The organism is Microbacterium sorbitolivorans (genome assembly GCF_003327285.1).
In the GTDB taxonomy this organism is placed as follows: Bacteria; Actinomycetota; Actinomycetes; order Actinomycetales; family Microbacteriaceae; genus Microbacterium; species Microbacterium sorbitolivorans.
Genome location: NZ_KZ848474.1, coordinates 115,421 through 129,033 on the forward strand (window position 1 = coordinate 115,421; position 13,613 = coordinate 129,033).

Below are 13,613 nucleotides of genomic sequence, written 5' to 3' on the forward strand. Positions count from 1 at the left end.
GGCCCCCATGGCAACACCGGCGAACGCCATCACGAAAACGCCCGCCGCTCCCGCCCCGCTCACGGCACGAAGCGGCCGCTGGCTCGACGGGTGGAACGCGGAAGACAGCGTGCAGTGGGAGACCCAGGGGCGCGCGATCGCGCGCCGCAACCTCGGCTGGTCGATCTTCGCCGAGTTCCTCGGCTTCGTCATCTGGCAGCTCTGGAGCGTCGTCGTCGTGATGCTGCCGGGCGCCGGCTTCGACCTCACGAGCGGCCAGCAGTTCTGGCTGATCTCGGTGCCGACGCTCGTCGGCGCGACCCTGCGCATCCCCTACACCTTCGTCGTGGCGAAGTTCGGTGGCCGCAACTGGACGATCGTCTCGGCCGGCCTCCTCCTCATCCCCGCGATCCTGCTCGGCATCGTCGTGCAGCACCCCGAGACCCCGTTCGCGATCCTCCTGCTCGTCGCCGCGCTCGGCGGCGTCGGCGGCGGTAACTTCGCGAGCTCGATGGCGAACATCACCTACTTCTTCCCGCAGAAGGAGAAGGGCTGGGCGCTCGGCCTCAACGCCGCCGGCGGCAACCTCGGCGCGGCCGTGGCGCAGTTCACGGTGCCGATCGTCGTCACCCTCGGCGCCGCCGCCGGTCTCGGCCTCGGCCTCGCTGGCTGGATGTGGGTGCCGTTCATCCTCCTCGCCATGTTCGGCGCGGCGAAGTGGATGGACAACCTCTCGGCCGCGAAGACCGACTTCGCCGGCGTCGCGGCGGCGCTCCGCGAGAAGCACCTCTGGATCATGTCGTTCATCTATATCGGCACCTTCGGATCCTTCATCGGCTTCGCTGGCGTCTTCCCCAAGCTCATCGCGGATCAGTTCCCCGAGTTCTCGACGTTCACGGTCGCCGGGGCGAGCCTCTCGCTCGCCTTCCTGGGCGCCCTCACCGGATCCCTCGCCCGTCCGTACGGCGGCCGGCTCGCCGACCGCATCGGCGGCGCGCGCATGACGATCGTGGCCTTCGCCGTCATGATCGCGGCGACGATCGCGGTCATCCTCACCCTGCCGCTCGGAAACTTCTGGCTGTTCCTCGGCCTGTTCCTCGTGCTCTTCCTCGCCTCCGGCATCGGCAACGGATCCGCCTACCGCATGATCCCGTCGATCTTCGCCGCGCGCGGGGCCGCTCTCGCGGGCGCCGAGCACGCCGTCTCCGCGCAGCGCCAGAGCGCCGCGGCCGTCGGCATCATCTCCGCCGTCGGCGGCTACGGCGGATTCCTCATCCCGCAGGTGCTCAACGCCTCGCAGGCCTCGACCGGCGCCTACGACGCCGCGTTCTGGGGCTTCGTCGCGATGTACGCGGTCATGGCGGTCGTCACCGGCGTCGTCTACCTGATCCCCCGCGACTCGCTCGATCGGCGGATCGTCTAAGTTTGCCGGGGCCGCTACGTCTTTTGGCTGACGGCGGTTTCGGGCGTCCGTCGGACGCCCGCTGACGGCGGTCGGTGTCTGGCGTCCTATGGACGCCAGACACCGACCGCCGTTAAGACTAGTAAATGTCGCGGACGTAGCGCTTGTCGGCCGAGAGCTGGCGGACGAACATCGTCGCGTCGTCCTCGTTCAGCCGCCCGTGCGTCTGCGCGATCTGGCGGATCGTCGCGTCGACGTCCTTCGCCATGCGCTGCGCGTCGCCGCAGACGAACAGGCTCGCGCCGTCCTGCAACCACCGCCAGAGCTCGGCGCCGTGCTCGCGCATGCGGTCCTGCACGTAGATCTTCTGGCGCTGATCGCGCGAGAACGCGGTGTCGAGCCTCGTGAGGAAGCCGTCCTCGTGCAGCGAGCTGAGCTCGTCGCGATAGTAGTAGTCGGTCTCGACGTGCTGCTCGCCGAAGAACAGCCAGTTGCGGCCGGTGTGGCCGGCGGCGCGGCGGTCGTGCAGGAAGCCGCGGAAGGGGGCGACGCCCGTGCCGGGGCCGATCATGATCATGTCGGCGGTCTTGTCGGCGGGCGGCGCGAAGTGCGGCGAGCGCTGCAGGTAGATCGGAACCTCGGTCGCGCGGTCGGCGAGGAACGTCGAGCAGACGCCGCCGCGCGCGCGGTCGTCCTCGGTGCGGAATCGCACGACCGACACCGTCAGCTCGATCCGCCCGTGCTCTTCCTTGGGGCTCGACGAGATCGAGTACTGCCGCGGCTGAAGCCGGCCAAGCACGTCGAGCCACTCGTCGGGCGTCGCCGTGACGGGGTGATCTCGCAGCACGTCGACCGCCTGTTTTCCCCACAGGTACCGGTCGAGGTCTTGCGACGCGTCGTGCCGGCGCAGGGCCGCGAGCTCCGCGGATCCGCTGCGCTCGGCGACGAAATCGAGCAGCGCGGGGGTCGCGCGGGTGATGTCGAGGCGCGTGCGCAGCACGTGCTCGAGCAGCTGATCCTCGCCGTCGACTCGCACGACCTCGGCGGGCTCGAGCCGCGCGGCCGCGAGCCACTCGGCAACGATGGCGGGGTCGTTGTCGCACACGACGCCCAGGGCGTCGCCGGCCGTGTACTCGGCGTCGAGGCCCGACACATCGAAACCGAAGCGGCGCACCTCCTTCGCCGCACCGGGCGCGCTCAGCACCTCGTTGAGGGCGAGCGGCGCGAGGAGCGGGTTCTTGCGGGTGAACGGGAGCGCCTGTGTTGCCGGGGGTTCGATGCGCGGCTCGGTCGTGCCGCGCGGATCCGCGGGCGCGGCGTCTGCGGATCCGTCGCCGTCGATCAGGTCGAGTGCCGAGGCGAGCCACGCCTGGGCGGCGCTGTCGTCGTCGGGCTCGCAGTCGACCCTGTCGAGGAAGGCCGTCGCGCCGAGGGCGCGCAGGCGCTCGTCGAGGCGACGCCCGTGCCCGCAGAAGTCGTCGTAGTTCGAGTCGCCCATCGCGAGCACCGAGAAGCGCACGCCGTCGAGGCGCGGTGCGTCGTCGGCGCTGAGGTCGTCCCAGAACGCGGATCCGTTGTCGGGCGGCCCGCCCGCCCCGAAGGTCGACGAGACGACGAGCAGGCGCTCGATCGCCGCGAGATCGGCGACCCGGAACGACTCCATGTCGACGAGCCTCGCGCGCAGCCCTCGGCCGGCCGCGGCGCCCGAGAGCGAGCCCGCGAATTCCTCCGCGTTGCCCGTCTGCGATGCCCAGAGGATCGTGACCTCCTGCGCCGCCGGGGCGGCGGATCCGCCCGCGAGGTCTACCCGCGAATAGGTGCCGGCGAGCATGCCGTCGAACCAGAGGCGCACGTCGTCGCCCACCGGCGCCGTCGGCGGTAGCACCGGCACCGAGCCCTGATCCGGCGGTGACGCGGCGAGCGCGGAGAGGAAGGCCGAGAGGTACATCTGCTCGGGAAGCGAGGGGGTCGGGGCCGCGACGGTGAACGCCGCGAGGCCCGTGGCTTCCTGCGCCTCGGGCGCGGGCGCGGGGCCGATGCGCGTGAGCGATACCGCCGCGATCTTGAACTCGGGCTGCTGCGAGAACTCGTCGATCGCGTCGCTCGTCAGGGCGTTGATCGTGACGTCCTCGCCGTGCTCATCGTTCCAGTGGAACGGCGCGAAGAGCCCGCCGGGGCGCACGCGGTCGGTCACGACCGCCGCGAGCACCGCGCGCCCGCGCCGCGAGACGAGCTCGACGCGATCGGTGTCGGCGATGCCGAGCCGCTCGGCGTCGTCCGGGTGGATCTCGACGAACGGATCCGGGGTGAGCTTATTGAGCTTCGCGACCTTGCCCGTCTTCGTCATGGTGTGCCACTGGTGCTGCAGGCGGCCAGTGTTCAGCACGAAGGGGAAGTCGTCGTCCGGCATCTCAGCCGGATCCATGTGCGGGCGGGGCAGGAACTGCGCGCGCCGCGACGGCGTCGCGAACGCGAGCCGAGGAACGGATCCGTCGGGCTCGGTGTGTAGCCGCTGGCTGACGCCATCGTTGAGGTAGCGGATGGGGTGCCGGTCGTCGTCGTTCTCCGGCGGCGCGGGCCACTGCACGGGCCCCTGCCGGAGGCGGTCGTAGTCGACGCCGCGCACGTCCCAGCCGGTCTGCGGGTTCCAGAACCGGCGAATCTCGTCGAAGACCTCCTCCGCCGACGCGAAGTCGAAGCCCGCGTATCCCATCGCGCGGGCGACCTCGCAGATGATCTGCCAATCGGGGGCGGCGTCGCCCGGGGCGTCGGCCGCGTGCCCCACGAGCGTGAGTGTGCGATCGGAGTTGACCGTCACCCCCTCCGCCTCGACCCAGAGCGCGGCCGGCAGCAGGATGTCAGCGTACGCCGCCGTCGCGGTCGTCGCGTAGATGTCCTGCACGATCACGAGCTCGGCCCGCTCGAGCGCCTCGATCACGGTGGCGCGGTTCGCGACCGTCGCGACGGGGTTCGTGCAGATGACCCAAGCAGCCTTGATGTCGCCCGCGGCCATCGATCGGTACATGTCGATCGTGCCCGTGCCGCTCTCCCCGCGGATCGTCCCGGGATCCAGGCCCCAGACCTCCTCCGTGAAGGCGCGGTCGGCGGGGTTGAAAACGGCGCGCTGCCCCGGCAGGCCCGGGCCCATGTAGCCCATCTCGCGGCCGCCCATCGCGTTGGGCTGACCCGTCAGCGAGAAGGGGCCGCTGCCGGGCCGGCAGATCGCGCCGGTGGCGAGGTGCAGGTTGCAGATCGCGTTGGTATTCCAGGTGCCGTGGGTCGACTGGTTGAGGCCCATCGTCCAGAGCGTCATCCACTCGCCGGCCTCACCGATCCACCGCGCCGCCGTGCGAATGTCGGCCTCGGGGATCCCCGTGATGGCGGCCACCGCCGCCGGCGGGTAGTCGGCGAGCAGGGGCTCCATCGCCTCCCACCCCTCCGTGTGGGAGTCGATGAAGTTGCGATCGATCGCGCCTTCGGCGACGAGCAGGTGCAGCAGGCCGTTCAGGAGGGCGAGGTCGGTGCCCGGCGTGATTTGCAGGAAGAGGTCGGCGGCGTCGGCGCTGGCGGTGCGGCGCGGATCCACGACGATGAGTTTCGCGCCCTGCTTGCGCCGATCGGCCATGCGCAGGAACAGGATCGGATGGCAGTCGGCCATGTTCGATCCGATGACGAAGAAGAGGTCGGCGGCGTCGAAGTCCTCGTATGAGCCGGGAGGGCCGTCGGATCCGAGCGACTGCTTGTATCCCGTACCGGCCGACGCCATGCACAGGCGCGAGTTCGACTCGATGTTGATGCCGCCGATGTAGCCCTTGACGAGCTTGTTCGAGAGGTACTGCGCCTCCATCGACATCTGGCCGGAGACGTAGAGCGCGACCGAGTCGGGGCCGTGCTCGTCGACGATGGCGCGCAACCGCTCGCCGGCCTCTTTCGTTGCCTCGGCGCGCGGCGCGGGCTCGCGCTCCGCGTCGCGGGTGGGGCGCACGAGCGCCTCGGTCATGCGGCCGGGCGCCGTCATCATCTCGGCGTGGCTCGCGCCCTTGGTGCACAACCGGCCGTGATTGGTGGGATGTGCCTTGTCGCCGGCGACCCGAGTCACCACGGCGAGGCCCGACGCGCTCGTTTCGGAGGTCACGGTGATGCCGCACCCGACTCCGCAGTACGAACACACGGTGCGCAGAGGCGTGTGTGCGGGGCTCATTCTCCGATAATGGGCCACTCATGTTGCGGATCCCGCCCCTCCCTGTTTCGGAGGCGTCACATCCACCGCACCGACGCGCCGCGGCGACGTGAGGCCGCCCCGCCCCGCCCCCACCGCAAGTCGTCAATTCTCCGCGAGGTCGTATGCGAAACGGATACGACCTCGCGGAGAATTGCAGAGTTAGGGGGTGTCTTCGCCGCGGCGCTGGCGCCGAGTCTCGCCCACCGTCGTCGAGGCCTCGCCCGACGCGGTGTGCTTCGGGTTCGGCTCGCCGCGGGGCTGGATCCGACCCGGCTCGAGCGTGCGGGCGACATCGGTGGCCGTGACAACGCGGCCGGTCTCGGCATCGATCACCGGCATCTGCGCGGTGGCCGTGTCCCACCATTCGGTGAGCTCCGGATCCTCGGTATCGATACCGGCGCCGGCTCCCTCCTCGGCAGGCACGTGCGTCGCATCGAACACAAAGTCGTCGCCGTGCTCCTCGATGCCGCGGCGCACGCCCTGGGCGATGGCGGCCCGGGCGAACTTTCGGCGCAGGATGTACGGATCGTTCTTCAGCTCGCTCGCCCACGAGATGATCACGCCGATCATGATGATCGCGAACGGCAGTGCCGTGACTACCATGATCGATTGCAGCCCGGACAGGGCGTTCGTGCCGCCGGCGATCAGCAGCACGAGGGCCGTGGCGGCGAGCAGCACGCCCCACATGATCGTGATCCAGGTGGCGGGTTCGGGGCGGCCGCGCTGCGCGATGGATCCCATGACGATCGACGCGGAGTCGGCGCTCGTCACGAAGAACAGGACGATCGAGATCATCGCCGCGACGTTCAGGACGACCGCGATCGGCAACTCGACTCCGCCGATGGTCAGATGCGACTGCAGCGCGTCGAAGAGGGCGTAGAGCACGGCCTGACCGCCGCCCTCGCCGTAGGCGACCGTCAGCTCGCCGCCCGATTGCTCGTCGAAGAACATCGACGCACCGCCCATGATGCCGAACCACGTCACGCAGACGGCGGCCGGAACGACGATGACGACCGTGACGAACTCGCGCAGCGTGCGGCCGCGGGAGATCTTCGCGATGAACATGCCGACGAACGGGGTCCAGGAGGTCCACCAGGCCCAGTAGTAGTTCGTCCACGACGATACGAAAGCGGCCGATTCCTCGCCCTGGGCGGCGTTGCGCGAGAGCATCGTCCACAGCTCGCCGAAGAAGTGCGGGATGCTCGAGGGAATGATGTTCAACAGGAACAGCGTCGGCCCGCCGATAAAGACGATGAGCGCGAGCACCCCGGCGAGGATCATGTTGAAGTTGGAGAGCAGGCGGATGCCCTTCTTCAGGCCGGAAACCGCCGAGAGCACGAAGCCGACCGTCAGAATTGTCACGATGATAATGAGGCCGGCGTTGCCCAGGTGCCCGACACCGGCGACGACCTCGACGCCCTCGGCGACCTGTAGTGCGCCGAGGCCGAGCGTGACGGCGGTGCCGAAGAGGGTGACCAGGATCGCGAAGATGTCGATGACCGACCCGATCCAGCCCTCGGTCTTCTCTTTGAAGATCGGCGTGAGGATCGCCGAGATGAGGGGTGCACGTCCGCGGCGATACGCCGAGTAGGCGATCGCGCCGCCGACCAGCGCGTACAGTGCCCACGCCATGGGCCCCCAGTGCAGGGTCGCCTGAGCGAGCGAAGCCATCATCGCGTCGCGGGATCCGGGCTCCGCGTCAACGCCCGGGGGCACGTTCTGGAAGAAGTCGAGCGGCTCGGCGGGCCCCCAGAACAGCAGGCCGATGCCCATGCCCGCCGAGAACAGCATGGCGATCCACGCGCCGGTAGAGAACTCCGGCTCTTCGTCATCGGCGCCGAGGCGCACGCCACCCGTGCGTCCGTACCCCATGATGAGCATGAACACGAGGGTCACAATCGCGAGTGCCGAGAACAGCCACCCGAAATTCGTCATCACCCAGCCGAGGGCCGAGGATCCAACCCCCAGGAGGTTATCGGGTGCCGCGATTCCCCAGACGACGATGCCGATCGTGACGATCGCGGCAACGGCGAGCACGAGCTTGTTCGTCGGAAATTCGCGTGGGGTGTCTTCGACACCGATACCGGGGATGAGCGCCGGGTGCGAGACCTCGTGTATGAGGTTCGCCACCGGCTTCTTCTTGTCTTTCTTCTGGTCGTCGTCGCTCATGGTCTCCCATTTCTCGTTGCTCTCACTCTTGCGCACGAGAGCCCAAATACCAAGCACACGACCGAAGAGATCCATGCCGCGACGGCGTAACAGAACGCGTCACCCGCGGGACGGATGTTTATCCGCCCCGTGGGTGCGCACGTCAGAGCGTGCTCGCCAGCGGGTCGAAGTCGTCAGGCATCGTGGGGATGGCGCCGACGGTGCTCTCGACCGAGACGAACTCGCCGCCCGCGGCCGCCGACTCCTCGGCCGACAGCATGACGTCGAGCACGTGGTAGCCGAGGCGGCCGTTCGCGCGGTGCTCGCGGCCCTCCGCGATCGCCCGCACCATGTCGAGCAGGCCCAGGCCGCGGCCCGTGACGATGCCCTCCTGCGGCACGTCGATCCACTCCTGCTCCATCGAGTTCGAGTCGCCGTTCATCGCCGCGATGGGCTTCACGTACGCGACGCGACCCTCGAACATGTTGGGGTCGGGGATCACGAGCGTGCCCTCGGTGCCGTGCACCTCGAAGACGCCCTGACGGAACAGCGGCGAGTCGTTGCTGAAGAGGCTCTGCGCCTGCTGACCCGACTCGAACGCCGTGAGCATCTGGATCGTCGAGGGCACCTCGACCGGGAACACGGATCCGGCGTCGGGGCCGACCTTGACGGTGCGCTCCTCGAGGCCGCGCAGGCCGAGCGCGCCGACCTTCGCGACGGGGCCGAAGAGGTTCACGAGGGCCGTGATGTAGTACGGCCCCATGTCGAGCAGCGGGCCCGCGCCCTTCGCGAAGAGGAACGACGGGTTCGGGTGGAACAGGTCCGGCCCCTGGTACTGCATCTGCGTCGAGGCGAACAGCGGCGTGCCGATGATGCCGCGGTCGATCGCGCGCTTGGCCGTCTGGACGCCCGGGCCGAGCACGGTGTCGGGCGCGATGCCGACGCGCAGGCCCGCGGCGTCTGCCTGCTCGAGGAGGGCCTGGGTGCCGACGCGGTCGAGGCCGATCGGCTTCTCGCTCCACACGTGCTTGCCGGCCGCGATCGCCTGCGACGAGATCTCGGCGTGCGTCGCGGGCAGCGTGAGGTTCACGATGACCTGCACGTCGGGGTGGGCGAGAACGTCGTCGCCCGTGCCGTGCTCGGGCACGCCGTACTTGTCGGCCTGCGACTTCGCGCGCTCGACGTTGATGTCGCCCACGATGATGACCTTCACGTCGGGGAAGGACGAGAGGTTCTCAAGGTAGGTGTCGCTGATCATTCCCGCGCCGATGAAACCGACGCCCACGGGCGCGGTCATCGTGCGAGCCCCTGCTCGATGAGGAACGAGTAGCTCGCCGCGATGTCGGCGAAGACGTCGCCCGGGGCATTGTCGTACTCGATGACGGCCAGCTCGATCGCGTCGTTCGCGCGGAGGGCGTCCGCGAGCGGCACCTCGGCCGTGCCCGCGTGGCGCTGGTCGAGCGCGGTCGAGGCAAAGTCTCCGCCGCCCGGGGCCCAGGGGTTCGGCAGCTTGATGCCGTCCTTGACGTGCACCGCGAGCAGGCGGTCGCCCAGGCCGCGGGTCAGCTCGACGACGTCCTGGTCGCCGACGAGGGCCCAGAACAGGTCGAGCTCGAGCTTCACCGATGCGTCGAGCTGCGAGATCGCGTACTCGTAGGCCGTGCGGCCGTCGATCGTCGCCACGAATTCCTGCGCGTGGTTGTGATAACCGACCTCGAGGCCGAAGGTCTTCGCGACCTCGCTCGCGGCGTTGAGGCGCGCGGCGATGTCGTCGACGCCCTCGCGGGTCGCCCAGCGCTCGGCGGGCACGAACGGATCGATAACCGTGTGGATCCCCGCCGTCGCGGCTGCCTCGAAGACGACTTCGGGCGCGGGGGTCGGGATCTCGCCGTCCGGCGTCCAGAGGGTGTCGGACAGGAGGGGCGCGTGGCCCGTGGGGGCCGAGAGGCCGCTGGCGTCGAGCGCCTGGCGCAGCGCCGGCGCGCGGCCGACGAAGTCGAACGCCTCGACGCGCGTGAGGCCGATCGCGGCAAGCTTGTCGAGCGAGCCGCCCATGTCGGCGGTGAATTCCTTCGCCAGCGTGTAGAGCTGGACGGAAGCGGTGGGAGTTGCCACTGGATCCTTCTTTCGTACGTCGTCGTTCGGGAAAGTCACGGCCCCGATGCCGTCTGTGCGACAGTAACACAAAAACGAACACTGGTAGGTTTTATCGCCGGTAGATTGGTCGCATGGAGAACGAGCCGAAATCTGTCATCGGCCGTCGGGGCTCCTACGCGAAGGGCGTCGCCCGCCGGCAGGAGATCCTCGACCGGGCCATCGAGGTGTTTGCGGAGCGCGGCGCCGACGGCACCTCGCTGCGCCGCATCGCCGAGGCGATCGGCGTCTCGCACGCGACATTGCTGCACTACTTCGACTCGCGGGAGCAGCTGCTCGTCGCGGTGTATGAGCACGCCGAGAGCCTGCGCCAGGCGCCCGAAGACCTCGAGCAATCCTCCGTCGACGTCATGGTCGCCGCGGCAACTGAGAACGTCGGCGTGCCCGGCATGGTGCAGCTGTACTCGACCCTCGTCGCGACCGCGATCGAGGAACCGGCAGGCGAGAGCAAGGAGTTCTTCACCCGCCGATTCGAGCGCGTGCGCACCGACATGGCGCAGCGCCTACGCGACGAGCAGGCCGCCGGAACCGTGCGCGACGACATCGACGCCGAGACGCTCGCGACGATGCTGATCGCCCTCTCCGACGGCGTGCAGACGCAGTGGCTGCTCGACCCGTCGATCGACCTGCGCGACACGCTCAGCCGCGCGACCGCGCTGATCGCGGCGCGCTGATCCGAGCGGATCCGGCTCACGCGGCCGAGCTGATCCGGCCGACGCGCTCGCGACAATCTGCCAGCGGCGAGGGGGCTCGACGGCGTAACGTTGACGAGACCGCGCGTGCGGTCCGCAACACGAGAGGATCCGCATGCCCGTCTGGAAGCTGCACGGAAACGGCCGAGACATCACCCCGGGCGCCGTCGTCACGCCGCACGAGCGCCTGAACTGGCCCGCCACCATGGCGATGGGAGTGCAGCACGTCGTCGCGATGTTCGGCGCCACCTTCCTCGTCCCGACGCTCACGGGCTTCCCGGTCCCGACCACGCTGCTGTTCTCGGGCGTCGGCACGATCCTGTTCCTGCTCGTGACGCGCAACCGCATGCCGAGCTATCTCGGATCCTCGTTCGCGTTTATCGCCCCGATAACCGCCGCGACCGCGCAGGGCGCGATCGGATCCGCCCTCGCGGGCGTCGTCGCTGTTGGCGTGCTGCTCGCGATCATCGGCGTCGTCGTGAACGTCGCGGGTGTGAAGTGGGTCGATGCGCTCATGCCGCCCGTCGTCGCGGGTGCGATCGTCGCCCTCATCGGCTTCAACCTCGCGCCGACGGCGTGGAACAACTTCCAGGCCGACGCGACGGCCGCGACGATCACGCTCGTCGCGACGATCCTCTTCTCGGTGCTGTTCCGCGGCTTCCTCGGCCGCATCTCGATCTTCCTTGGCGTGCTCGTTGGCTTCCTCTATGCGATCGCGACGGGCTGGTTCGGCCAGGTCAACCCCGACACCGGCCTCACGCCCGCCGAGACGATCGACCAGGCCGCCTGGATCGGGGCGCCGACGTTCCACATCCCCGATTTCGCCTCGGCGAGCACCTGGTCGACCCTCGCGATGTTCCTGCCGGTCGTGCTGGTGCTGGTCGCCGAAAACGTGGGCCACGTGCGCGGCGTCGCGACGATGACGGGCGACGAGAGCCTCAACAAGGAGACCGGCCGCGCGTTGCTCGCCGACGGTATCGCGACGACGTTCGCGGGCCTCGGCGGCGGATCCGGAACCACCACCTACGGCGAGAACATCGGCGTGATGGCGGCGACGCGCGTCTACTCGACGGCCGTGTACTGGGTCGCCGGCTTCGCCGCGATCCTGCTCGCGTTCTCGCCCAAGGTGGGCGCCGTGTTCAACTCGATTCCCCCGGGAGTGCTCGGCGGCGTCACAACCGCGCTCTACGGCCTGATCGGCATCATCGGCATCAAGATCTGGGTCGATAATCGCGTCGACTTCTCGCGCCCCGTGAACCAGTACACCGCGGCCGTCTCGCTCGTGATCGGTATCGCGGGCTTCCAGATCAAGAACGACGGCTTCGAGCTCGGCGGCATCGTTCTCGGAACCGTCGCGGCCCTCGTGATCTACCACGCCGGCAACGCGATCGCCCGCGCCCGCAAGACCGGCGCCGACGACGGCGGCCCGATCCCCGCGGTCGGTCAGCTGGGCGGCGACCCGCAGGACTGACGCTTCGCGTCGCGGCTCGGTGCGGGCCGCGGCGCGAGCGCGCGAAGAAGGAACGGGATGGACATTCAGCGGATCCACGACGACGCCGCGGCGGGCGGGTTCGCCCTCGACGCCGCGCAGCTGCGCGCGCTCGACGCGCTCGCGGATCCGTCGGTCGGGGTGTATCTGTCCGGCCCCGCCGGGCGCGGGAAGTCCTGGCTCGCCGACGCGTGGTTCCGCCACGCGCCCTCCCCGAACAAGCGCCGCGTGCACTTCCACGCGTTCCTCGACGAGCTGCACCGCGCCGTCTTCGCGCGCCAAACGGCCCTCCGCTCAGGTGGGTCGCCAAAAAATGTCGCGTCGCGGAGCGACGAGCGACATTTTTTGGCTACCCACCGCGTGGTCATCACGAGCGGGCCCGATTCGACGCGCGACGTGCTCGCGGCCGCGCCCGTGGATCCGGTCGGCGACGCGATCGCCGACGTCGTGGGCGACGCCGCGCTGCTCGTGTTCGACGAGTTCCACCTGCACGATCCCGCCGACGCCCTGCTGCTCACGAAACTGCTCCAGCACGCCGCGGCGCGCGGCACCCGCGTCGTCGCGACCTCGAATTACTCCCCCGACGAGCTCCTCCCGGATCCGGTCTTCCACGACATGGCCGAGCCCGCGATCCGGCTCATCGCCGAGACGATGCGCCACGTGCGGCTCGACGGCGCGACCGACTACCGGCGGGTTTCCTCTTTGCCGGGCGGCGCCGGATCCGCGGGCGACCCGCTCGCCGGCCGCGGCTTCGCCGCCGGCGCGTGGGTGGCGGATCCGCCCGCGGGGGTGCCTGATGGATCCGAAACCGTGCGGGTGCGCGACCGCGACTTCGAGGTCGTATCGGCGCAAGGCGAGCTCTGGATCACCTTCGACCAGCTCTGCTCGGCCGCGACGAGCGCGATCGAATACCTCGACTGGGCCGAGCGTTTCGGCCGGTGGATCGTGCTCGATGTTCCGGGCTTCGACGGGCTCGTCGAGGCCCCTCGCCAGCGCTTCGTCACGGCGATCGACGTGCTCGTCGACCGCGACGTCGAGGCGGTGTTCGTCTCGCCCCTCACCCGCGAGGAGTTCGCGGAATCGGCCGCGGGAACCCGCGACGCGGAGCGCCTCCTCAGCAGGCTCGCGCTGCTCTCCTAGCGCTCGTCGTCGAGGCCGCGCTCCTTGCGGCGGCGGGCAAGCTCCTCGCGGAGCTTCTCCTCATACTCTTCCCGTTCGAGGTCGGCGAGCTGCTGCTCGGTCGTGCGGAAGGTCGAGGGCGCGGGGCGCTGCGACTGGGGCGCGGTCTGCTGCGGGTTCTGCGGGAAGCGGATCGACGGGGCCACGCCCTGCACGTATTCGCGCCCGATGACCCACCAGAGAACGCTGCCGATGAAGGGCAGGAGGAACACGACGATGATCCACACCATCTTCGGCAGGTAGCGCACGCGATCCTCCGGGATGCGGATGATGTCGACGAGCGATGCGATGAAGAGGGCGAGGTTCAGGGCGCCGATAAGGAAGGGCATACCAGCATCCTATTTAGCC

9 protein-coding genes are annotated in these 13,613 nt (G+C 69.4%); 4 read left to right on the forward strand and 5 right to left on the reverse strand.

Annotated elements, in window-relative coordinates; translation table 11 throughout:
• Positions 1-7: 7 nt before the first annotated feature.
• On the forward strand, positions 8-1,402 hold the full coding sequence (locus tag DTO57_RS06270) for an MFS transporter (RefSeq protein WP_114117381.1): 1,395 nt from the start codon (positions 8-10) through the stop codon (positions 1,400-1,402).
• 118 nt (positions 1,403-1,520) lie between these two features.
• On the opposite strand, the gene DTO57_RS06275 is transcribed toward DTO57_RS06270, so the two are convergent.
• The 4 genes from DTO57_RS06275 to DTO57_RS06290 form a co-directional block, all read right to left on the reverse strand.
• Positions 1,521-5,582 (reverse strand): bifunctional nitrate reductase/sulfite reductase flavoprotein subunit alpha, encoded by a 4,062-nt coding sequence (locus DTO57_RS06275; RefSeq protein WP_114117382.1) that lies wholly within the window; start codon positions 5,580-5,582, stop codon positions 1,521-1,523.
• A gap of 180 nt (positions 5,583-5,762) precedes the next feature.
• A complete protein-coding gene (locus tag DTO57_RS06280; protein WP_114117383.1) occupies positions 5,763-7,772 on the reverse strand; it encodes a BCCT family transporter in 2,010 nt (669 codons plus the stop codon).
• Positions 7,773-7,914: 142 nt separating this feature from the next.
• Positions 7,915-9,048 (reverse strand): Gfo/Idh/MocA family protein, encoded by a 1,134-nt coding sequence (locus tag DTO57_RS06285; protein WP_114117384.1) that lies wholly within the window; start codon positions 9,046-9,048, stop codon positions 7,915-7,917.
• Positions 9,045-9,866, reverse strand: coding sequence for a sugar phosphate isomerase/epimerase family protein (locus tag DTO57_RS06290; RefSeq protein WP_114117385.1), 822 nt, complete (start codon positions 9,864-9,866; stop codon positions 9,045-9,047). The genes DTO57_RS06285 and DTO57_RS06290 overlap by 4 nt, the downstream gene beginning before the upstream one ends.
• 113 nt (positions 9,867-9,979) lie before the next feature.
• Here DTO57_RS06290 and DTO57_RS06295 point away from each other — a divergent pair, with 113 nt between their 5' ends.
• The 3 genes from DTO57_RS06295 to zapE all read left to right on the forward strand — a co-directional run bounded on the left by DTO57_RS06295 (position 9,980) and on the right by zapE (position 13,226).
• The gene (locus DTO57_RS06295) at positions 9,980-10,579 is read left to right on the forward strand and encodes a TetR/AcrR family transcriptional regulator (RefSeq protein ID WP_114117386.1); all 600 of its coding nucleotides are present in this window, start codon (positions 9,980-9,982) and stop codon (positions 10,577-10,579) included.
• 133 nt (positions 10,580-10,712) lie between these two features.
• On the forward strand, positions 10,713-12,068 hold the full coding sequence (locus DTO57_RS06300) for a uracil-xanthine permease family protein (protein ID WP_114117387.1): 1,356 nt from the start codon (positions 10,713-10,715) through the stop codon (positions 12,066-12,068).
• A 57-nt stretch (positions 12,069-12,125) separates the two neighbouring features.
• Positions 12,126-13,226: an AFG1/ZapE family ATPase gene (zapE, locus tag DTO57_RS06305; protein WP_114117388.1), complete on the forward strand. Its 1,101-nt coding sequence runs from the start codon at positions 12,126-12,128 to the stop codon at positions 13,224-13,226.
• Here the strand turns inward: zapE and DTO57_RS06310 are convergent.
• Positions 13,223-13,594, reverse strand: coding sequence for a PLD nuclease N-terminal domain-containing protein (locus DTO57_RS06310; RefSeq protein WP_114117389.1), 372 nt, complete (start codon positions 13,592-13,594; stop codon positions 13,223-13,225). The genes zapE and DTO57_RS06310 overlap by 4 nt on opposite strands.
• Positions 13,595-13,613: the final 19 nt, after the last annotated feature.